This window comes from Vibrio sp. 99-70-13A1, from assembly GCF_013114625.1.
Classification (GTDB): Bacteria; Pseudomonadota; Gammaproteobacteria; order Enterobacterales; family Vibrionaceae; genus Vibrio.
In genome coordinates this window covers 36,130-56,261 of sequence record NZ_VTXD01000022.1, presented here as the reverse complement: position 1 = coordinate 56,261, position 20,132 = coordinate 36,130, and the positions used below count along the sequence as shown (strand labels likewise).

General features: G+C 40.1%; 21 protein-coding genes. 8 read left to right on the top strand and 13 right to left on the bottom strand.

Features of this window, described 5'->3' with window-relative positions:
• Window positions 1–56 precede the first annotated feature (56 nt).
• The 4 genes from maiA to hppD all read right to left on the bottom strand — a co-directional run bounded on the left by maiA (window position 57) and on the right by hppD (window position 4,190).
• Window positions 57–908 carry a maleylacetoacetate isomerase gene (gene maiA / locus F0226_RS14390; protein WP_171736289.1) on the bottom strand — a complete coding sequence of 284 codons (852 nt, stop codon included), beginning with the start codon at window positions 906–908 and terminating at the stop codon, window positions 57–59.
• Entirely contained in the window at window positions 898–1,914 is a 1,017-nt protein-coding gene (locus F0226_RS14385; RefSeq protein ID WP_171736288.1) for a fumarylacetoacetate hydrolase family protein, read from the bottom strand. Before F0226_RS14385 ends, maiA begins: the two co-directional genes overlap by 11 nt.
• Before the next feature lie 79 nt (window positions 1,915–1,993).
• Complete coding sequence (locus F0226_RS14380; protein ID WP_171736287.1) at window positions 1,994–3,124, bottom strand: homogentisate 1,2-dioxygenase; 1,131 nt, start codon at window positions 3,122–3,124, stop codon at window positions 1,994–1,996.
• Complete coding sequence (gene hppD, locus F0226_RS14375; protein ID WP_171736286.1) at window positions 3,117–4,190, bottom strand: 4-hydroxyphenylpyruvate dioxygenase; 1,074 nt, start codon at window positions 4,188–4,190, stop codon at window positions 3,117–3,119. The genes F0226_RS14380 and hppD overlap by 8 nt, the downstream gene beginning before the upstream one ends.
• Before the next feature lie 601 nt (window positions 4,191–4,791).
• On the opposite strand from hppD, the gene F0226_RS14370 reads away from it, so the two are divergent.
• Window positions 4,792–5,898, top strand: coding sequence for a M20/M25/M40 family metallo-hydrolase (locus F0226_RS14370; RefSeq protein ID WP_171736285.1), 1,107 nt, complete (start codon window positions 4,792–4,794; stop codon window positions 5,896–5,898).
• 151 nt (window positions 5,899–6,049) lie between these two features.
• Here F0226_RS14370 and F0226_RS14365 read toward each other — a convergent pair whose 3' ends face one another.
• Both F0226_RS14365 and F0226_RS14360 read right to left on the bottom strand, forming a co-directional pair.
• A complete protein-coding gene (locus tag F0226_RS14365; protein WP_171736284.1) occupies window positions 6,050–6,472 on the bottom strand; it encodes a DUF3859 domain-containing protein in 423 nt (140 codons plus the stop codon).
• Between the two features lie 26 nt (window positions 6,473–6,498).
• Complete coding sequence (locus F0226_RS14360) at window positions 6,499–6,885, bottom strand: AAA family ATPase (RefSeq protein ID WP_171736307.1); 387 nt, start codon at window positions 6,883–6,885, stop codon at window positions 6,499–6,501.
• A gap of 263 nt (window positions 6,886–7,148) precedes the next feature.
• On the opposite strand from F0226_RS14360, the gene metA reads away from it, so the two are divergent.
• Together metA and pilW are read left to right on the top strand one after the other, a co-directional pair.
• Entirely contained in the window at window positions 7,149–8,090 is a 942-nt protein-coding gene (metA, locus tag F0226_RS14355; RefSeq protein WP_137372722.1) for a homoserine O-succinyltransferase, read from the top strand.
• 241 nt (window positions 8,091–8,331) lie between these two features.
• Window positions 8,332–9,063, top strand: coding sequence for a type IV pilus biogenesis/stability protein PilW (gene pilW / locus F0226_RS14350; protein ID WP_171736283.1), 732 nt, complete (start codon window positions 8,332–8,334; stop codon window positions 9,061–9,063).
• Between the two features lie 44 nt (window positions 9,064–9,107).
• Here the strand turns inward: pilW and F0226_RS14345 are convergent, their stop codons facing one another.
• The 3 genes from F0226_RS14345 to F0226_RS14335 form a co-directional block, all read right to left on the bottom strand.
• Window positions 9,108–9,359, bottom strand: a complete 252-nt coding sequence (locus F0226_RS14345; RefSeq protein ID WP_171736240.1) for a hypothetical protein — start codon at window positions 9,357–9,359, stop codon at window positions 9,108–9,110.
• A gap of 75 nt (window positions 9,360–9,434) precedes the next feature.
• The gene (gene rlmF / locus F0226_RS14340) at window positions 9,435–10,775 is read right to left on the bottom strand and encodes a 23S rRNA (adenine(1618)-N(6))-methyltransferase RlmF (protein ID WP_171736282.1); all 1,341 of its coding nucleotides are present in this window, start codon (window positions 10,773–10,775) and stop codon (window positions 9,435–9,437) included.
• A 4-nt stretch (window positions 10,776–10,779) separates the two neighbouring features.
• Entirely contained in the window at window positions 10,780–11,277 is a 498-nt protein-coding gene (locus F0226_RS14335; RefSeq protein ID WP_171736281.1) for a M48 family metallopeptidase, read from the bottom strand.
• A gap of 218 nt (window positions 11,278–11,495) precedes the next feature.
• On the opposite strand from F0226_RS14335, the gene F0226_RS14330 reads away from it, so the two are divergent.
• Together F0226_RS14330 and F0226_RS14325 are read left to right on the top strand one after the other, a co-directional pair.
• A complete protein-coding gene (locus F0226_RS14330) occupies window positions 11,496–11,726 on the top strand; it encodes a glutaredoxin family protein (protein WP_171736280.1) in 231 nt (76 codons plus the stop codon).
• 126 nt (window positions 11,727–11,852) lie between these two features.
• Entirely contained in the window at window positions 11,853–13,187 is a 1,335-nt protein-coding gene (locus tag F0226_RS14325) for a hypothetical protein (RefSeq protein ID WP_171736279.1), read from the top strand.
• A 115-nt stretch (window positions 13,188–13,302) separates the two neighbouring features.
• Here F0226_RS14325 and F0226_RS14320 read toward each other — a convergent pair whose 3' ends face one another.
• Window positions 13,303–14,175, bottom strand: coding sequence for a LysR family transcriptional regulator (locus F0226_RS14320; RefSeq protein ID WP_171736278.1), 873 nt, complete (start codon window positions 14,173–14,175; stop codon window positions 13,303–13,305).
• Window positions 14,176–14,283: 108 nt separating this feature from the next.
• Between F0226_RS14320 and F0226_RS14315 the strand changes: the two genes are divergently transcribed.
• Window positions 14,284–15,519 (top strand): MFS transporter, encoded by a 1,236-nt coding sequence (locus F0226_RS14315; protein ID WP_171736277.1) that lies wholly within the window; start codon window positions 14,284–14,286, stop codon window positions 15,517–15,519.
• Between the two features lie 48 nt (window positions 15,520–15,567).
• Window positions 15,568–16,137, top strand: a complete 570-nt coding sequence (locus F0226_RS14310) for a DUF1415 domain-containing protein (protein WP_171736276.1) — start codon at window positions 15,568–15,570, stop codon at window positions 16,135–16,137.
• Window positions 16,138–16,268: 131 nt separating this feature from the next.
• Here F0226_RS14310 and F0226_RS14305 read toward each other — a convergent pair whose 3' ends face one another.
• Window positions 16,269–17,339, bottom strand: coding sequence for a sensor domain-containing diguanylate cyclase (locus F0226_RS14305; RefSeq protein ID WP_171736275.1), 1,071 nt, complete (start codon window positions 17,337–17,339; stop codon window positions 16,269–16,271).
• A gap of 225 nt (window positions 17,340–17,564) precedes the next feature.
• Here F0226_RS14305 and F0226_RS14300 point away from each other — a divergent pair, with 225 nt between their 5' ends.
• Window positions 17,565–18,140 (top strand): nucleoside triphosphate pyrophosphohydrolase family protein, encoded by a 576-nt coding sequence (locus tag F0226_RS14300; protein ID WP_171736274.1) that lies wholly within the window; start codon window positions 17,565–17,567, stop codon window positions 18,138–18,140.
• A 133-nt stretch (window positions 18,141–18,273) separates the two neighbouring features.
• Here F0226_RS14300 and btuD read toward each other — a convergent pair whose 3' ends face one another.
• Both btuD and btuC read right to left on the bottom strand, forming a co-directional pair.
• The gene (gene btuD / locus F0226_RS14295) at window positions 18,274–19,047 is read right to left on the bottom strand and encodes a vitamin B12 ABC transporter ATP-binding protein BtuD (protein WP_171736273.1); all 774 of its coding nucleotides are present in this window, start codon (window positions 19,045–19,047) and stop codon (window positions 18,274–18,276) included.
• Window positions 19,034–20,029: a vitamin B12 ABC transporter permease BtuC gene (gene btuC / locus F0226_RS14290; RefSeq protein ID WP_171736272.1), complete on the bottom strand. Its 996-nt coding sequence runs from the start codon at window positions 20,027–20,029 to the stop codon at window positions 19,034–19,036. The genes btuD and btuC overlap by 14 nt, the downstream gene beginning before the upstream one ends.
• Window positions 20,030–20,132: the final 103 nt, after the last annotated feature.

The window sequence follows — 20,132 nt, the reverse complement described above, 5'->3', positions numbered from 1 at the left end:
ATAAAATAAAGCACCTGAGAACGGTGCTTTATTTAGCGTATCTTTTATTCACGTTTCTAGTTAAGAGCATCGCTTTGGTTTTCAGGTAAAGCTGAAATGAATGCGGGCTGGGTATTGGCATATTCATAGATAGACATGATCTTTGGATAAGCTGACATATCAACCTCAAAGCGAAGTGCATTGTAAACCTGAGGAATTAAACATACATCAATCAGTGAAGGTTGTGCTCCTAATGCATAAGCTGGAACTTTTCCTTCAGAGTTATTATCTGGTTGTTGATCATGCTTAATACATTGACCATGTTTAATACGGTGGTCATGTTTGATACTTAGCTTATGTTTAATGTGTATGTTATCAAGCCTTTCTAGCTTTTCCTCTATTGATTGAAAACCAGTCACTATCCAATGCTGATACCATTTGTTTGCTTGATCTTCAGTACACCCCAATTCACCTTTTAGATACTGTAAAACACGTAAATTGTTGAGCGGATGAATATCCATAGAGATATCTTGCGCGATAGATTGTACTAACCAACGAAGCTCTTTTGACTGCTGCTCTTCTAACTGAAGCTCCTCAAACTCAGGTAAGAGTGGGACATCGGCATTTAAGCTTTCTAAATAATCGATGATTGCCATTGATTGGCTGAGTACGAAGCCATCATGAACAAGAGTTGGAACCAGCTCAGAAGGGTTCAGTTGATGGTAGCCTTCGCTATGCTGTTGACCTCCATCTTTTACTAAATGGACAGGAACATATTGGTAATCTATCCCTTTCAAGTTCAATGCAATTCGAACGCGGTATGCCGCTGAGGATCGCCAATAACCGTACAGCGTCAACCCCTGATTATTAGCTTGAACTTGAAAGTCATTAGCTTGACCTTGTACGCCATTAACAACCTTATCGCTCATATCTCACAACCTTTTGGCTTATCGAACCAAAAATTGACTCACCATTACTATCGTTCATCTCAAGTTTTATTGTGTCACCAAACTTCATAAAATTGGTTGTTGGTTTTCCGTCTCGTATGGTTTCAATCATCCGCACTTCAGCAATGCATGAGTAACCTACACCACCTTCTTCAATAGAAGTCCCAAAGTCTGTTCCTTGCTTGTTTGAAACTGTTCCAGAGCCAATGACAGCACCTGCACTTAGTGGACGAGTCTTCGCAGCGTGAGCCACCAGCTCTGTGAAGCTAAACGTCATATCAACGCCTGCATTTGGCTGACCAAACAATTGGTCGTTATACGTTGAAACCAAAGGCAAAGTCACTTTTCCATCTAACCAGTTATCTGATAATTCATCTGGCGTAACTGCTACAGGTGAAAAAGCAGAAGACGGTTTAGACTGGAAAAAACCAAACCCTTTAGCCAATTCTCCAGGAATGAGCCCTCTTAAAGACACATCATTCACCAACATTAATAAACGAATGTGCTGTAAACAATCAGATGACTTCTCACCCATGGGTACATCACCGGTCACAATGGCGACTTCTCCTTCGAAATCTATTCCCCAAGATTCGTCTGCCATTTCAATGTCATCAGTGGGTCCAATAAATGAATCTGAGCCTCCTTGATACATCAAAGGATCATGCCAAAAGCTTTCAGGAATTTCTGCACCACGAGCTTTACGGACCAACTCTACGTGATTCACATAAGCTGAGCCGTCCGCCCATTGGTATGCTCTAGGCAGTGGTGAATGACATAAGCTCTCATCAAATTGCAATGCTTGTTCAAGCTGTTGACGATTTAAGCTTTGGTATGTTGCTTCAAGTTCAACGACCACTGAATCCCAATTATCCAATGCTTGCTGCATCGTAAGGGCTATATGTTCAACTAACACATATCGAGATAAGTCTTTTGAGACGACAGCCAGGCGACCATCGCGAGTATTATTTTTTAACGTTGCTAACTTCATAATCTTTCCTTGCTCAACTGTGTATACCTTTCCAAGCCAGTTTTATTTACAGCTTTAATAGCTTTAGAAACCCTAAAGTCTATTTTTCTTGCCAGCTATACACATACGCTTCATTTTCAGCTTTTGCCGCGTCTTCCGTTAGTGTCAGAGCATGACGTGTATCTATCATCACCGCTACTTCGTCTGTAAATTTCTTCTTATATTCTTGCCCTGCTTTAAAAGCTTTCGGGTGAGGACCGTGAGTAAAACCAGCAGGGTGGAATGTCACCATGCCCGCTTCAATATTGTCTCGGCTGAAGAAATCACCCGCATGATAAAAAAGCACTTCATCGTAATCATCATTGTTATGGTAAAACGGCACTTTTAACGCACCCGGGTCACTTTCAATTGGGCGAGGTACGAAAGTACAAACAACAAAGTTGCCACCAACAAAAGTGGTATGTGCGGAAGGAGGAAGATGGTAACGGTGAGACATCAACGGACGAATATCACGCCAATTCAGTTTCACGACTGACAAATCACCATGCCAACCAATCGCATCAAGCGGGTTGAATGGGTAAGTAATAACGCTTATTTTATTATGTCGCTTCACATGAACTTGAGTGGTCTTTTCCGAATACTGCGCCTTAAAGTGCTCGTTAATGCTTGGTACTTCTAAAACAGCAGGATCAAAAACGGCATGATTCCCCACTATGCCTTTTTCTGGAAGTGAGTAGGCACTGTCTGTCGTTTCTATCATCAACACAAATAGCGGCTCTTGTACTTCTACTCGCCAAGATGTCGAGCGAGGGATCAATACATAATCCCCCTCTTCTACGGTTAAATGACCGTAGTCACTAAACAGCTCGGCTTTGCCTTGGTGGATAAAAAGTAATTCATCACCATCTGCGTTTCTTACTAGAAACTCCATATTGTCTGAAATTTTCCAGATCTTCACTTTACAGTCACTGTTTTCGAGCAAATTAGGAACCAGCCAAGGTGATAGCTGTTTAGCGCTTTCTACTAAATTACAATCAAATGCCCTTGGCTTAAGTTCACCTTCCCACTCGCTCCATCCTGTTGGAGCATGTTGATGATGGAAGTGTGCAGCAGGACCAAAAAAGCCACTTCTGCCCGCTTCTCGTTCAAAGATCGCCCCTTCAGGAAAGTCAGCATGTGCTTGTTTAGAGCACACACCTTCTTTATGAGGGTAAGAGATGGCTTTACGCATCGCTTAACACTCCTCGTCTTATTTGGTCTTCTTCAATCGATTCAAACAGAGCTTTGAAGTTACCTTCACCAAACCCTTCGTTACCTTTACGCTGAATAATCTCAAAGAAAACCGGGCCGATTACGGTTTGAGTAAATATCTGCAATAAAATGCCATCTTTTGTTGGAGCACCATCAAGAAGAATACGTAAATCTTGTAACTCCGCCTTATTTTCTCCGTGCCCAGGAACGCGGCCATCAAGCTTTTCATAATAGGTATCTGGCGTTGGCATAAAGTCCATGCCACGCTTACGAAGTGTCTGTACAGTTTTGTAAATATCATTGGTCGACATCGCAATATGCTGGATGCCTTCACCTTTGTATTCACGGATGAACTCTTCTATTTGTGATTTATCGTCTGAAGATTCATTAATTGGGATGCGGATTTTGCCACATGGCGCGGTCATTGCACGGCTAACTAACCCGGTCAATTTGCCTTCAATGTCAAAGTAACGAATCTCACGGAAGTTACCAATGCGTTCATAGAAACCGGACCAAACGTCCATGTTTCCTTGCTTCACATTATGCGTGAGGTGATCAATTTCAAAGAGACCAACATCTTTCTTTTCCATTCGTTGTTTTGCATCGTCGTAAAGACAAAAATCAACGTCATAGATGTCTTGTGAACCGTATCGGTCGACAAAGTAAAGAAGGCTGTCACCAATGCCATAGATAGCAGGGATACTCAGCTCCATTGGTCCTACTTGAGTTTGGTATTCTCGCCCACCATTTTCTTTTGCATGGTCAAGAGCAACTTTTGCATCTGTTACGCGAAAAGCCATACCACATACTGAAGGTCCATGAAGAGCAGCAAAAGCCTCAGCTTGGCTGTGAGGTTCGGCGTTAACAATGAAATTCACATCCCCTTGACGATATAGCCATGCTTTTTTCGAGCGATGCTGAGCTATCTCAGCAAAACCTAGATCACCAAATAACCCTTTAAGCTGTTCTATCCCTTCCGAATTTGCGGCTGTATATTCAACAAACTCAAAGCCATCTGTACCTAGTGGGTTAAATATCGTGGACATGTTCTACTCCCTTAGACTGTTCATTATTAGTTTTCTATTGAAAGCTTCCTCGCGCATAAAACTGATGTTTCAATATAGCGAGCTACAACTTGATAAGTTTTCAATCAATTAGCGCTTTACATTAGGTAGTTCTAACTTGGCTCAAAATGATGGGATTGGGAATATTAAGAGAGGAAATACAAAAACCAAATTTAACAAATATTTAACGTAAATTTAAAGTTACATTTACTCCGGTTTTTAGCATTAAATAGATTAATCAAAGAGTTAACTTTGTAGCAGCTTGTACTTGTTTATGTACAAGAAGATTTACTACTGTAAAACACTCAAACTTTTTAGAGAAAATCATAGACTACAAAATGAAATTGAATTTTGACGTCTTTCTACAACACTTCCATATCAAATCAATATCTCTCGATAATCATTTAATGTCGCGATCAATCAATAAATAGAATGTTTCAAATTACTCTGCATTTTTTAGCACAATCATATGCTTTTTTTGATTTAACTCAGGCAATCTACTAGTTCATTAGCGTTATATTGGATTTCCTGTTCCTACACTGCGCCTATTTCTTATAGGTGCAGACATAATGAGAGTTTAATAATGACCAAAGTTAACGCACAACGCCTAGTTGAGCATTTTTGCGATCTTGTAAAAATTGACAGCGAATCTCGCAATGAAAAAGCCATTGCCGAGACATTAGCTGAACAGCTAGGAGCACTTGGTTTTGAAGTACATAAACTGGCAGTACCGGCTGAAGTTTCAAATGGTTTTAACATCTATGCGAAGCTTGAAGGTTCTCTTGAAGGTAGCACTGTTTTCAGTTGCCACATGGATACCGTCACCCCGGGTATTGGTATTGAACCTATCATTGAAGATGGCATTATCCGCTCGAAAGGTAACACTATCCTTGGTGGTGATGACAAATCTGGCATTGCAGCAATAATGGAAGCGGTTCGCTGCATTAAAGCCGAAGGTCTAGAGCACAACACGATTGAGATTGCTTTCACTGTATTTGAAGAAGGCGGCTTATTTGGCTCTTTAAACTTCGACATGTCATTCATTCAATCTGAACACGCTATTGTTTTAGATACTGGCGGTCCTATTGGCACGATTGTAAATGCCGCTCCTGGTCAACAAAAAATCGTTGCGACAATTAAAGGACGCCCTGCGCATGCTGGTCTTGCGCCTGAAGAAGGCATCAGTGCTATCCAAGTGGCTGCAGACGCCATCACAAAAATGAACCTACTTCGTATTGACGAAGAAACAACAGCAAACGTTGGGATTGTTGAAGGTGGACAAGCAACGAATATCGTCATGCCTGAAATCAAAGTTGTGGCGGAAGCGCGTTCTCTAAATGGTGAGAAGTTAACTAATCAAGTTAATCACATGATTGAAACTTTCGAAGCAAGTGCGAAGCAGTTTGGTGCAGAAGTCGAAATTGAATCTACTCGCGCTTATGATGCTTTCGTTATCGAAGATGACCATAAACACATTACTGCTATTAAATCTGCGTTTGAAAAATTAGGCATCACGGCGAATACAAAACGTACTGGTGGTGGTAGTGATGCGAATAACTTCAATGCAAAAGGTCTTACTACTGTAAACCTATCTACTGGTATGGCTAAAGTCCACACGACTGAAGAATACATTGCTGTGAAAGACATGGTTTCTATCACTGAATTTGTTATTTCATACGTAACTAACTAATTTAAGTCTTGATATGAATTCGTGGCGACTTCAATAACTCGCCACGTTTCTTACAATAAAAAAGCCGAAATCAAACAGTTCGGCTTTTTATATTCACGGATAATCAGGCTAACTATTAACTATTAACTAAGTAAAGGTAAAGTAGATAAGGCTAAAAACCTCGGCGCTTCCAAAATTGGGCTTCATCTTTTGCAATGAGATCAAAGGTCTTATCCGCAATGATCTTACCTTGCAACTCTATGGTCATACGCCATTTCCCGGTTTTATTCGAAATCGGTTCCCAAATCGTATCACCAAGATAAAAATCCCAATCATTATTGCCAACGTATTCTTCACCATCGAATGGTTCAAGAATTTCGCCATCTTCAGTGGTAATGTTGGGATGGTAAATGCAGTAACGAATTTTCTCACCTTTCGCTTTTTTAATGTTGATAATGTAGCCAAATTCAACATCAATCTCTGCATCCACTTGAGTCGTGAATTCTTGAATTTTCGGTAACTGTTTAGAACGGGAATCCCACTTTGTGTAAACACCGTAAGAAGTCATATCAACAATGACTGAACGTTTTGCCATGTTTCTCTCTACCTTGTCTTGCCTTGCTATTCTTGCCAATCGCGCTTCATACGTTTAATGACGGAGTCCTCAACACCATGAATATTTTGATACTGTTCACGGCAAGTCTCTATGACCAATTCAGCTTTGTATTTTAACGCCAATTGCCTATAAAACTTCATTTCCCATTGCTTCACAAATGTATTTGAAACCACAACATCGAAACCACTTTTTAGCCAATTTTCAGCTGTGTCTTGGCACCAACCGTGAGCATCAGAGATCTGACTGGCATCAAAACTATATTGACCGTCGTCTCCAACAAAGAACATATCGGCTTCAACATGTTTCGTTTGGTTTGGCTGCGTCGCGACATACTGTTTAGCTTTCGTTGACTTTCCTGAACCAGGAAGCCCCCTAATAAGTATCAGTTTCACCATGAAAACTCTATTTCCGTTATACCCACAGCAATATTAACGCAGCTCGTCTTATTTTTCTTACTTTGATTACCTACATTTAGTCCATCTAGCAAATACTTAGATGACAAGCTCAACCGAATACCTAGCTTCAATTTACTTACTAACAGCGGTCTAGATATGAAAGAAATGTGATCTCAATGTAATTCTATATCGACATAGAGATCAATATGCGATAAGTTCAGAAGTATAGACGTCTAAATATCTAGCTTAGGGAGAAAGCTGTGCCTATTCGTATTCCAGATCAACTACCAGCATCCGATGTTCTTCGCGAAGAAAACATCTTCGTAATGCCTGTTTCAAGAGCATCAACTCAGGAAATCCGTCCACTGAGAGTGTTGATCTTAAATTTGATGCCTAAGAAAATTGAAGCTGAAACTCAATTCTTACGCCTTTTATCTAACAGCCCACTGCAAGTTGATATTGAACTGCTTCGAATTGATGACCGCGCAAGCAAGAACACACCAACAGAACACTTAGATAACTTTTACCGCCAGTTTGAAATGGTAAAAGGACGAAACTTTGATGGGTTGATCATTACTGGTGCCCCGCTTGGTTTGGTTCAATTTGAAGATGTGATTTATTGGGAACATCTACAAACCATCATGAATTGGGCGAATAAGCACGTTACCTCAACGCTTTATGTTTGCTGGGCTGCGCAAGCTGGCTTGAAATTGCTTTACGATTTACCAAAACGTACGCGAAAAGAAAAGTTGTCGGGTGTATATCATCATAAAATCCACCAGCCTTATCACCCTGTTCTACGCGGATTTGATGACACTTTCTTAGCGCCTCATTCTCGTTACGCTGACTTCTCGTCTGAATTTCTTGCTGAGCATACGGACTTAGATATTCTGGCTACATCTGATGATGCGGGAGTGTATTTAGCGGCTACGAAAGATAAACGTAATGTATTTGTAACAGGTCACCCTGAGTATGACGCTCACACCCTACACAATGAATACATTCGAGATCTTGGGGAAGGTATGGAACCTATCATCCCTATTAACTATTACCCGAATAACAACCCCGACAATAAGCCAGTCGCAAGTTGGCGTAGTCACGGTCACCTGCTGTTCTCAAACTGGCTAAATTACTGTGTATACCAACAAACACCTTATGACCTTGATAAGTTTAGCGAAGAGAACTTCACAAAAGATGACTAGCTAGCAATAACGACGTAGCTAACAATACAAACATAGTCTCAATAGCAACATAGTCTCAATAGCGACATCCTTTACCTTATAGTCATCTACTCAGCCGTGCTATTCAAAGCCAAGTGATTCATAAGTTGGTGATTTGAGGACACGGCTTTTTTGTGGCGTATGAGTCGCATTATGCACCTGACTTAACCCGCTACCACATTCGATTTCATATGATGGCAACATGTTCATAAGGAGTCGAAACATGCCTGTAAAAACATCATTATCTCACCTAGTGTTATTGTCATCATTAACTATGGTTGGCTGTGTTTCTGTTACAGATGGTCCTCTTCAAGTTGAAGCGGAGCCTAAAGCGATGTCTGAGTCTCGCATTGCACTGGGGCTTGGTTACATGGAGCAAGGGAATATGGTTCGAGCTAGGGAAAACCTCGAATTGGCTATCAAACATGATCCCACTTACTACCGAGCGCACCTCTCAATGGCTCATTATTATGAAAAAGTTGGGGAGCCTAAACAAGCGGAAACGACATACAAGAAAGCATTAAGATATGACTCACGAAACGGTAACGTATTAAATAATTACGGTACGTTTTTATGTAAACAAGGTGACTACAAACAAGCAGATAAATACTTCAACCAAGCGATTAAGCAGCCGTATTACTATTTGATTTCAGCCAGTTATGAAAATGCGGCTTTATGTGCAGTAAAAGCAGGAAATATCGACCAAGCCCAGAATTACTTTGCTAAAGCACTTGATCATGATCCAAATCGCGTAAGATCAATTCTTCAACTCTCCATGATAGAAGTTTCCAACGATAAATTTTTGGACGCGAGAATTCGACTGCTGAAGTTCCACCAAAGTTATGGATATCAAATTCCATCTCTGAAAATTTTAGTCGAGTTAGAGTCGAAAGCTGGCAATTCAGCTTTGCAGAAAAAATATCAAGCTAAGTTAGATGAGTTACAAGCAAGTTAGATGCATTACAAGTAGGCTAGATGCGTTACAAGTAAATCAAGGCTTCACTTGTTTTTAGGTGGTCTCTTGGAGCGTGATTTGTTCTCAGAAAAGGTATTTTGCTTAGAAGAATTTTTGTTCTTAGAATTGGGTTTATGTTTAGAAGAACGTTTGGTTTTTCCATAAATCCGCTGGTGCTCTCTCCATACGATTCTTATAAAAAATAATGCGCCAACCAAAAAGAGAACAGCAAATAGTACTTCTAACGTTTCACAAAACCAGACTGGATTACAGGGCATGTAGATTTCAATATCCATATCATTCTCCCTGTAATCCAGTCAGTCATTAATTCACTTATATTTCTACTTCTACTTCTACTTCTACTTCTACTTCTACTTCAGTTTAATCCACTCTTGGCGTTGCTGATTATCCATAAATGTCCACGCAACAAAACGGCTAACTTTCTGTCCTTGCGACATTTCTACCACTTTAACTTGTTTCACTTGCTGTCTATCCAGCTCTTTACGTAAGATCTCTACATTGTCCTTCTTAGACAACAAAGTGGTAAACCAAAGTACCTGAGTAGAGAATTTTCGGCTTTCACGAGCCATCTTAGAAACGAATTCGGCTTCTCCACCTTCACACCATAGCTCAGACTTCTGACCACCAAAATTCAAGACTGGTTTGCCTGAAATCGGCTGTTCTTTATTCTTCATTGACGCAGAATTTTTGCCAAGCTTATTCTTATCAAACTTGCTTCTATCAGACTTATCCTGAGCCGGAGTTTGACCTAATTTCTTCGCTCGGTTAGCTGCCAAGTTATCTATTTTTCTCTGGCTGCCTTTTTCGGCTTCTTCTAAAGAACTATGGAATGGTGGATTACAAATTGTGACATCGTAACGTTCATTGTGAGAAATTATCCCTTTAAAGATAAAGTCTTCACTATGTTGAAGCTTACAACGAATCTTACCTTTCAATGTTGGGTTACTTTCTGCAATAAAATTCGCCGCTTTGATTGAAAGCGGGTCTACATCACTGCCAGTAAACTTCCAATTGTATTCAGTTGCACCAATAATTGGGTAAATACAGTTAGCCCCTACTCCAACATCAAACGCTTTCACTGATTTGTGTGGATACAGCTCATCTTCGCATTCAGAGTTTAGAAGGTCAGCGACTCGATGGATGTAATCGGCTCTGCCTGGAATAGGTGGGCAAAGGTAACCAGCTGGAATATCCCAGTGTTTCACGCCATAGTGATGAGCAAGCAAAGCTTTGTTAAGCAATTTTACTGCGACAGGATCGGAAAAGTTGACGGTATCTTCATCTGATGGGTTCTTTATCAAATGTTCCGCTAATTCTGGCAACGCTTTAACTAACAAGCTGAAATCATAACGCCCCGTATGTTGATTACGAGGGTGAAGACCACTTGGCTTACTTTGCTTCTTCGCAGCTTTGAACCCTTTGTGACCGTTCTTACCTTTATAACCCTTCTGTTCTTTAGAACCGCTTTTATCTTTATATGCGTTACTTTCTTTAAAAGATCCAGCCTTCGCAGGATTATTGCCCGCTTTTTTAGAACTTGTTTTATTCGTTGGCTTGAACTTACTAGAAGTCTCAGTATTTTTAGCAGGCTTTGATTTACTAGTAACTACAGGCGTTTTATCAGCATTAGAGTCGTTAGCAGGCTTACGCTTAGGTAGGCTCAATGTTTTTTTATTTTCAGATTGGCTCATTAGGTTACTTCTTCAAATCTAGGTAAATCATAAATAAACGAGCATCCAGCTCAAGCTGATGATAGTTCGGCTCCATATGGCAACATAGTTGATAAAACGCTTTATCGTGGTTTTTTTCTTTTATATGTGCGAGCTCGTGAACAACTAACATCCTTAACAAAGGTTCAGGTGCATCTTTAAAGACACTAGCAATGCGAATTTCATTCTTGGATTTAATTTTCCCACCATGATTCTTCGCAACATAGCTATGTAGACCCAACGCATTGTTAATAATATGAATTTTACTATCGTAAATCACTTTACTGATAGGAGGTGTCTTTTTCATGTAGCGGTTTTTAATGTCTATCGCGTAGTCAAATAAGGCTTTTTCACTTTTTATGGTGTGCTTTTGAGGGTATCTCGATTCAAACCAGGCAACTAGACAATCTGACTCAATCAACTGGTTCACTGGGTTTACAATATGCTCGGGATAGCCTTGGATAAAACGTAAAGAAGGATGCATTATTTAATGTCACTAATAGTTTGAAGCCGCTAACAGACAAAATAGCTGTATTTAAGGGCGTACAGTGTAACTGATCACACTTTTCTAATCACCTAAGATTCGCTACACTTCTCTGCAATATCGGTTGCTTCCTGTATTGCCGCGCTTCATTGAATATTGTATTCCACCGAGCACGGTAAATAAGTAACTACAGTTAAGTATTGAAAAGAGCAATTAACATGAAACGTGTTGTTTTATATGTCGCAGACAAATGCCCGCATTGTAAAGATGCACAGCGCTATTTAGATTCTAAAAAAATCACTTACAGGCTGACAAACGCAAAAATGCAGCGTGGTCGTAAGGAATTACAAGCAATGGGCGCCCGCTCTATTCCTGTACTGAAGATCGGTGACCAAGTCATGGTTGGCTGGAATCAGAAAAACTTCGATAAGATGTATAACGCTAACTAAACCAACTGGCACACTATAAGTTTTAGCGATAACAGCTTTAAAACGCATCATTTTGTAAAATGTTTGCGTTTTTACCTCACAGTATGGCATACTTTATTAAATCGCATGCCATATTTGAGTTGTTCTATGAAAAAATTTATCGTCTTTGCTACTGCTGTTTTAATTAATGGATGTGGCGGTGGTTCCTCTTCTGGTTCAGGTTCCCCTACAGACCCAAGCCTTCCTCCAATTAACACTGATAGTGGTGATGTAATCATTAGTGATTTAAACATCTCTCAGTTTACCTCATTAGGTATTGTCACTAGCAATAGCGGTGATTTGCAGTCCGTTGGTATTACAAACTCAGGTAACGTATCTATAGTTAACCCAGAAATTGGCATTATCCCTGATATTGACCCTGATTTTGGTGTGATTACACCACCAGCTTGTTTAGCTTTCCCAACCATCCACATTCAAAATATTGATCGAATTTCAGATGATTGGCGCGTAATCAAAGCACATGTACCCGTTCATTTTTCTCAATGTGAGTTTGATGAGTACCAAACAAAAACATACTTAGAAAATAACGGAAAAGTGTATAACTTTCCTGACGGCTATCAATTAGATTATTCCTATATCCACAATGATGTGAAGCTAAAGGTCATTCAACCAGGCACTACATTTAATAAAACTGATAACCCGGTGTTAGTTTTAAGAAATGAAGTCGACTACGAACAATCTGTGTACTTTTTGATTGAAGAATCAATTGAAAATGGTGCAAAGCTTGAAATGTTAATGCCAAATGTGAATATTTCTGACTGGCAATATAATGATTTTTTGTATACAGAAAATGAATTTTTCTATTATCCAAATGACAAAGTAACGCGAAAAATTGAGGTCGGTACTGGTATCGTTTTGCAAACATGGGTGACAGATCGTGATGAAAGCATGATGACTCCTTTTAAGTATAAAGGGGACATGTATACAGGTAAGTATGGTGATCATTTTATCAAAATGAACCCAGATGGTACTTTTGGTGAACAACTTCTTTTACCACTTGTTGAAGGTGGTAATAATTGGGCTGTAAATCATGTAATTAATGACCAATACATCATTGGCGATAGATGTACTATTTGGGACATGACAAACTGGGTTGAATACCGAGTAAAACCTTCATCTGGTGGTGGAGTAACAGAAGTTGTTGATGACAAATTCTATTGTATGGATAACTACAATAGCTATATGGGTGCAACTTCATTTGATTTAGTGACACATCAAGTTTTACACGATGTAGATATTCCATCGAATGAAAACACACAAAGCTCTTTACGAATGACCGCACCATTTGTTATGTATTCAGATACGGTTGATAGTGTCTACGAAACTGACCATGTCACTATCAATATGCAAACTGGTGAGAAAACTGTTGAAAAGCATTTTTATGAAGGTGATAAAGTAATCGAGCTCAAGCCAATTAACTAGCATGAAAGCCTAGCAATAACTTCATAAATTCAGTAATAAACCGTTTAGATTAGACCTAGTAGTGTCGTAGTCTAGACGGTTTTCAATTCAAGACAGATAACCAATACATTCTTTATTAAACATAGCGTTTAACAAACTCAATGAAGGTTTTATCTGCCCGTGACAGATAGCCTTCTTTGCGCCACGCTAAGGCGAGATTGAGTTTTACTGGTGTAGAAAAAGGCACGCCCACCACGTCCTTTTCATGTTCTGTCACCAAACCTAATAATGCAGTAACAGCGAACTCCTGCTTCACGATAGAAAGAATCATCGCTAATAAGTTGGTTTCAAAGGCAATAGTCATATCTAAACCTGTTTTTTCACAAACAGAATCAATAAAATCACGATGGAAATAGCCAGATTTAAACATCACCAAATCTTGGCTAAAAAACTCTTCAAACGACAACTCAGATAAACTCGCAAATGGATGTTCTTTACCCACAACCACGAGCATTTCAGAAGACAACAGATGATCAATTTCAAGATCGTCTGGCACATTGTCATTATTAATCACGCCAATATCGAGTTCCCCATTCAATAGCATTTCTCTAATCGATTCCGTTCCAGCATCAATGATGGACAACTTTAAATTTGGATATTGGCTTTTAAAAGCCATTACAATTTGTGGAAAAAAATAGCTGCCCATCATACTTGGGGCGCCTAACCTAACCTCTCCCTTTTCTAGCCCTTTTAATTCATCCATAGCTAGCTGCGCATCTTCAAATTGCTGGGCGATTCGCTTGGCATGCTCGAACAAAACCTTCCCTTCTTCAGTCAGTGATACTTGCTTATCACCTCGACGAAATAAGGTGGTATCTAATGTTTGTTCTAATTTCTTGATGGAAATACTTAATGCAGGCTGAGCAATATGAAGCGTTTTAGCTGCGGATGTGAAGTTGCCACATTGAGCAACGGCAAGAAAATGTCTTAGGGGTTTCGATTCAATCATGGCTATTAATAAAATATATCGATGTGATATTTTTAATATATTTCTTTAATTTCAATAGCACTGTTACTTTGTTCACAAATCCTTACGTTGACTATGTGAAATCAAAGCATGATTGAAACTGGTACACCCCAATACAAAAAAATCACCCGTTCACTTGCGATTGGGTCATTTATTATCTTCTGCAACCTGTACCTGTTCCAACCCTTACTGCCGCATATGTCGGAACATTTTCAAGTAAGTGAGACGCAGATAAACTGGCTATTTGCCGCTTCAACTTTAGGCTTATCTATTAGCTTAGTACCTTGGGCAATTGCATCTGAAAGCTTTGGTCGCAAACCCGTCATTTTGTTCGGGTTATTTTCCATTCCTCTTGTTGGGTTAATGATGTTTTTTACAACATCTTTATTGGAGCTTGTCATTGCCCGGGCTTTTATGGGCGTGGCAATCGCTGCCTTTGCTGGTGTAGCTGTCGCCTATATGGTGGAAGAGCTTTCACCCAAAGCATTTTCGATTGCGATTGGTGGGTATATTGCAGCCAACTCACTTGGTGGTATTGTCGGGAGAATTCTAGGAGGCTTATTTACTGATTTGTTTGATTGGCGGATCGCGGTTCTTATTTTTGTCGTATTTTCACTTGTTGGAGCTCTCTTCATCTATTTTCAATTACCTAAACAGCGTAATTTCACTCCTCAACGCGGTTTGTTCTTCCATCATAATAGAGCCGTAATCAAACATCTAAAGAATCGTACTATCTGGTTTGCAATGCTAATTGGTGGTGCCAATTTTGCACTTTTCGTAAACCTTTACTCAGTTATGGGCTTTAGGCTCGTCGCAGAGCCACATGCAATTCCTGTCGGATTAGCTTCGTTAATATTCCTTTGTTACCTGGCAGGGACTATCAGCTCTAAATTGTCGGGACGATGGGCTAACTACTTTAGTCCTCTAACAGGCATGTTCATCGGCACCTGTGTGAGCTTAATAGGGATGTTGACCTCTGCTATTGATCAGCTTCCATTCATGCTACTCGGACTATTAATGATTAGTTTTGGGGCTTTTTTCACTCACACATTGGCATACTCTTGGGTCAGCCAAAAAGCCACTACCGCTAAAGCTACCGCAACAGCGCTCTACTTAGTTCATTACTACATTGGAGGAAGCTTAGGTGGGTTTGTTTTACTTTATTGCTGGCAGAAATTTGAGTGGCAAGGCGTTATCACAGGCGGATTAGTATTCTTTGCGGGCATTTTTATTGGCTTATATCAGTTATCTAGAAACCAAAAAAGTCAGAGTGTAAAAGTCACTAATCCGCTCAAAGCTAAAGAAGCGACGAATAATTCCTTTTGATTAGTACATGTTCTGATATCCTACGCAAAAATTACAATGGAAGCGGTCATGTCTCTAACCAATACAACAACTGATATTCAAATCATCCACGACCAAGTCAAGCAATGGCTAGACGATGTTGTTATTGGGTTAAATCTATGCCCATTTGCTGCGAAGCCACAACGTAATAAACAGATTAAGATCTTTGTAAGCCAAGCAAAGACAGAAGAGTTACTTCTTGAAGATATTATGACTCACTTTGTTGAACTCGATAATACCCCTGTTGCAGAACTCGAAACGACACTCGTTGTCGTACCGAACATGCTGCAAGACTTTTTTGACTACAACATGTTTATTGATTGGATTGAAGCTCTGCTCAAACAGCAAGATTGGGAAGGCATTTATCAAGTTGCCACTTTCCACCCTGATTATTGCTTTGGCGGTGCTGACCCAGAAGATGATGAAAACTTAACGAACCGCTCACCTTACCCTGTTTATCACTTAATCAGGGAAGCAAGCATGGAAAAGGTTTTGAAACACTACCCTAATCCAGAAGCAATTCCAGACACTAACATTGCGCGTGTTGAATCATTAAACAACGAAGAACGCAGAAAGTTATTCCCTTATCTATTTAGCTAAATAATGACTAGATGAAAAACTTAAAAGCCCGTCGTGATCAAGTCATTACGGGCTTTTACTTTATTGAGTCGATAATCTGTTTAACACTAAAAACTAGATATTGGCATCTGGCAAAGATGATGATTTAAGAACTAATCTACCTGCTCTAAAAATTGGTAGGTACGTGTTGTATATTGGTCTCGCCCATTATCTTTTGCTTCATAAAGGCTTTCATCAGCTAGGCTGATCAACGTATCTAAAGTTGACTTCCTATTGTCATCCACATTGTCAGAAGTCAGTTGAAAATGACAAGCACCAATGGATACAGTAATCGGCTTGCGATCTAATGTGATGGCTTTAACTGCTTCCAAAAGATCTTTGAGCTTGCTTTCCACTAAAGTAGGAGAAATATTTGGGAACCATAACAAAAACTCTTCTCCGCCAAACCGTGCAACAAACTCATCTTCCACAGCATGAACCGATAATATCTTGGCCACTTTTTTAAGCACGTCATCACCTATTTGATGACCGTAGTTATCGTTTACTAGTTTGAATAAATCGATGTCAACCATAGCCAATGTGCCAAAACCTTTATGCCCTTTTAGTTTATCCACGTCCGCATTCAACGTTCGGAATAAACAGCGTCGGTTCGGTAATTTAGTAAGGGGATCATAAAGTGCTTGATATTCTAGCTTTTCATTCAGCTCAACCAATTTTCGCTCTTGCATTCGACGAACAATTTCCACTTCGATCCAAGAAGCCATAAGCTTCATCACATCGATATCGAATTCTTTAAACTCTCTTGGGTATGGTGTCGCACTGGAGAAATTCAACGTGCCATAAATTTCATTATCAACGTAAATTGGGATACCAATATAAGATTCAAGACCGAAAGCTTGATAGGCAGGATGAGTCGCATACGCATCATTTTTACCACAATGCTCTATAGAAACGGGACCTGTAGCTTCGCAAGTAATCTGACAATAAGTAGCGAAGTATTCAAAAGTGTCCCCCACATCAAGAGCAACCCCTTCAGGGGTGACGCAATGTAGAACGGTATATACATCTTCGTCAATCCGAGAAAGTATACCTATATCTAAATTGAAACGTTCTAACCCCATAATAAGCAACTCACTTATCTGGATATTAAAACCTTTCTGATAATCATTTGTTATTTGATACAAACGACGTATCACAAGTTCACTTTCGCTCGCTTCATGCATAAATGCTATCTCGACACTGTGTATTTAGGACCCTTCAGTAAAAGCCCAATCAACGTACTCTTTGAGTAAAGTGCAATTTTCATATTAAATCAATTACTTTGGTCAGTTATTAGTAAGCGTGCCATGAAAATAGCTCGATTATTATTGGTATTAACTGATAACCGTTAGCACCAAGATATTAGCTTTGATAAAATACCAAGTTACCAAATTAAAATGGATAGGATTATGACCCTTTCTCAACTGAACCAAGAAATCTACAGCCACCTTTATAGCGATATAGAAGAGTTTCGTAGCACTTTTGATTTACCTGTTGCCGCGCCTCAAACCTTAGATGAAAAAGCCGACACTCTACACACTTCGCTTGCTATTGAAGAACTGACAGAGCTTGCGGAAGCCGATTGTAAAATGGAACAGGCTGACGCTATTGTGGATAGTGTTTACGTGTTAATGGGCCGTCTTGTTCACCTAGGTCAGAAAAATATAGAAGACAATATTGCTATTAGCTACCTCATTGATCTTCTACTAAACGTGGCTAAAAACCGTAATATTGATTTCATTCCTTGCTGGGATGAAGTGCACTCAAGCAACATGAGTAAAGTTTGTCGTAATGAAGCAGAGTTTGCCGATACTGAAGCTTTTTACGCGAAGCAGAACATCAAATTGATGGCTGTTCAAAAAGGCGATTACATTATTGCTAAATGTGCGGAAGACTTCGTATCTGAAGGAAAAACTATCCGCCAAGGTAAAGTATTAAAGTCAGTTTACTACCGCCCTGCGGACCTAAAGGCTTTAACTGTTTAACTGCGGCATAGTTCAAAGTTAAACCGCCGACACAAAGTCGGAAAACACAACCAGCAGATACAAAAATGCCACGCGACTAACTAATAGGTTAAATAGCGTGGCATTTTTATTTCCTGAGTATCAAGATAAACGCTTATCCAAATAGTAAGTAATCTTGATTATCCACTGTGACACTTTTTACTTCCGTCTTAAACACTAAAGCTAATTGCTCTGGTGTCATCACTTCACTAGCAGAGCCAAGTGCTTGTAATACACCATTATCAAGCAGCAATACTTGATCAGCATGTCTTAACGTCCGATTAAGATCATGATTCGCCATGATGACTGCAATCCCCTGCTCTGCCACCCTTTGTATTAATCGGTAAAGCAACGCTTCTTGAGCAATGTCTAACGGTGCTGCTGGCTCATCTAGGATCAACAGGTTTGAATAAGGGTTTAAAGTCGGCCAAATTTGTAAACACATGCCTGCAAGCCTAACTCTTTGCCATTCTCCACCAGACAAAGCTTGAATTGAACGGTGTAATTTGTCGCTAATTTCCAGCATGTGACAAATCTCATCAATCGCTTGAGATACCGCTTTTACTTGTATTTCATTATTTGTATCCGAAGAAGTGCTCGGTAATGACAATGCTAAAAACTGGAAGACTTCGAGATTAAAAGCGGGCCTCGCACTTTGGCTAAGGTAAGAGCGATATAACGCTAAATCATTTAATAGCACATCGGCTAATAGACGTTCGCCAAGCCACACTTCACCTTTATAACCATCACTAACTCCGGACAAAGCTGTTAGTAACGTGCTTTTTCCACTGCCATTTGGACCAATCACATGAGTAACCTGCCCTTTCTTAAGATCAAATGAAAGAGGTAATAAACGAGAATCCACCTGTAAACTCTTAATTCGAATCATGGTTTTTTATCAACATCCAAATAAAGATTGGGGCGCCAATACTGGTCGTCATCACACCTAAAGGTAACTCAGCAGAATCTAACAGTGTACGTGCACATATATCGGCAAAAACGAGCAGCGCTGCACCCGCAACGGCAGAAAGAGGCAGTAAGAATCTATTATCGGTGCCAATGGCTAACCGCCACAAATGAGGAACGACTAAGCCCACAAAGCTAATCACACCGCCAAGAGCCACAGCACAACCCACTAGAATAGAGACAGCAACAATTAATCGCCAACGTAATGAAGCGACATTTACACCAAGCTGAGCGGCGTGAGTTTCCCCAATCATCAATTTATCGAGCTTACTGCCCTGTAAGCATAACCAAATAATAACGGGAACCATGACGATAGTTAGCGAATGCTGATACCAAGTGACGCCACCTAGGCTCCCCATCAGCCAATACATTAATAAGCGTAAGCTCAGGTCATCACTGAAATAGAATGCCCAAGTCACCATTGCCCCAGACAAAATTCCCAGAGCAACGCCCACCAGCAGCAGTTTAGTGGTGGTTAAGCGCATCATTTTGACCATGCTGACCAGAATAATAGTAAAACAAAGTGAACCTATCACGGCTGCTATCATGAATAATTCGGGTGTCGGTGCGAACGGTAGGAAAAATAGAACAATAACCATAGCCAAGCTTGCACCACCTGATATGCCCAATACACCAGGCTCAGCCAATACATTGCCTAATAAAACTTGCAGGCTTGCGCCTGAAACCGCCAGCGCGGAGCCAATCGCAATCGCAGCGAGTAAACGAGGAAGCCTTAAATCAACGAGTAATTTTTCTTGAAGTGGAGATAGTGACTCTAGAGGGGAGATAAACAAGTCACCGACCATTAAATATATACCGCTCAGTATCACGAGCAGGGCGACCATGGCATAAATGGCACGTTTCCATCTGGTCTGTTTTTGAAGAATGAGTTGTTGGAAATCCATATCACGCTACTTTATCAATGTTCGCGTAACCTTACCTGTATCCCAAAACAAACTCAAGGTTCACAGCAAGCCATGAACCTTGATATTTCAAACGGTTGAGCGG

Bases quoted from the DNA above. Each gene is read 5' to 3' on its own strand.
- maiA (WP_171736289.1), bottom strand. From the start codon at position 908: ATGAGCGATAAGGTTGTTAATGGCGTACAAGGTCAAGCTAATGACTTT.
- F0226_RS14385 (WP_171736288.1), bottom strand. From the start codon at position 1,914: ATGAAGTTAGCAACGTTAAAAAATAATACTCGCGATGGTCGCCTGGCT.
- F0226_RS14380 (WP_171736287.1), bottom strand. From the start codon at position 3,124: ATGCGTAAAGCCATCTCTTACCCTCATAAAGAAGGTGTGTGCTCTAAA.
- hppD (WP_171736286.1), bottom strand. From the start codon at position 4,190: ATGTCCACGATATTTAACCCACTAGGTACAGATGGCTTTGAGTTTGTT.
- F0226_RS14370 (WP_171736285.1), top strand. From the start codon at position 4,792: ATGACCAAAGTTAACGCACAACGCCTAGTTGAGCATTTTTGCGATCTT.
- F0226_RS14365 (WP_171736284.1), bottom strand. From the start codon at position 6,472: ATGGCAAAACGTTCAGTCATTGTTGATATGACTTCTTACGGTGTTTAC.
- pilW (WP_171736283.1), top strand. From the start codon at position 8,332: ATGCCTGTAAAAACATCATTATCTCACCTAGTGTTATTGTCATCATTA.
- F0226_RS14345 (WP_171736240.1), bottom strand. From the start codon at position 9,359: ATGGATATTGAAATCTACATGCCCTGTAATCCAGTCTGGTTTTGTGAA.
- rlmF (WP_171736282.1), bottom strand. From the start codon at position 10,775: ATGAGCCAATCTGAAAATAAAAAAACATTGAGCCTACCTAAGCGTAAG.
- F0226_RS14335 (WP_171736281.1), bottom strand. From the start codon at position 11,277: ATGCATCCTTCTTTACGTTTTATCCAAGGCTATCCCGAGCATATTGTA.
- F0226_RS14330 (WP_171736280.1), top strand. From the start codon at position 11,496: ATGAAACGTGTTGTTTTATATGTCGCAGACAAATGCCCGCATTGTAAA.
- F0226_RS14325 (WP_171736279.1), top strand. From the start codon at position 11,853: ATGAAAAAATTTATCGTCTTTGCTACTGCTGTTTTAATTAATGGATGT.
- F0226_RS14320 (WP_171736278.1), bottom strand. From the start codon at position 14,175: ATGATTGAATCGAAACCCCTAAGACATTTTCTTGCCGTTGCTCAATGT.
- F0226_RS14315 (WP_171736277.1), top strand. From the start codon at position 14,284: ATGATTGAAACTGGTACACCCCAATACAAAAAAATCACCCGTTCACTT.
- F0226_RS14310 (WP_171736276.1), top strand. From the start codon at position 15,568: ATGTCTCTAACCAATACAACAACTGATATTCAAATCATCCACGACCAA.
- F0226_RS14305 (WP_171736275.1), bottom strand. From the start codon at position 17,339: ATGCATGAAGCGAGCGAAAGTGAACTTGTGATACGTCGTTTGTATCAA.
- F0226_RS14300 (WP_171736274.1), top strand. From the start codon at position 17,565: ATGACCCTTTCTCAACTGAACCAAGAAATCTACAGCCACCTTTATAGC.
- btuD (WP_171736273.1), bottom strand. From the start codon at position 19,047: ATGATTCGAATTAAGAGTTTACAGGTGGATTCTCGTTTATTACCTCTT.
- btuC (WP_171736272.1), bottom strand. From the start codon at position 20,029: ATGGATTTCCAACAACTCATTCTTCAAAAACAGACCAGATGGAAACGT.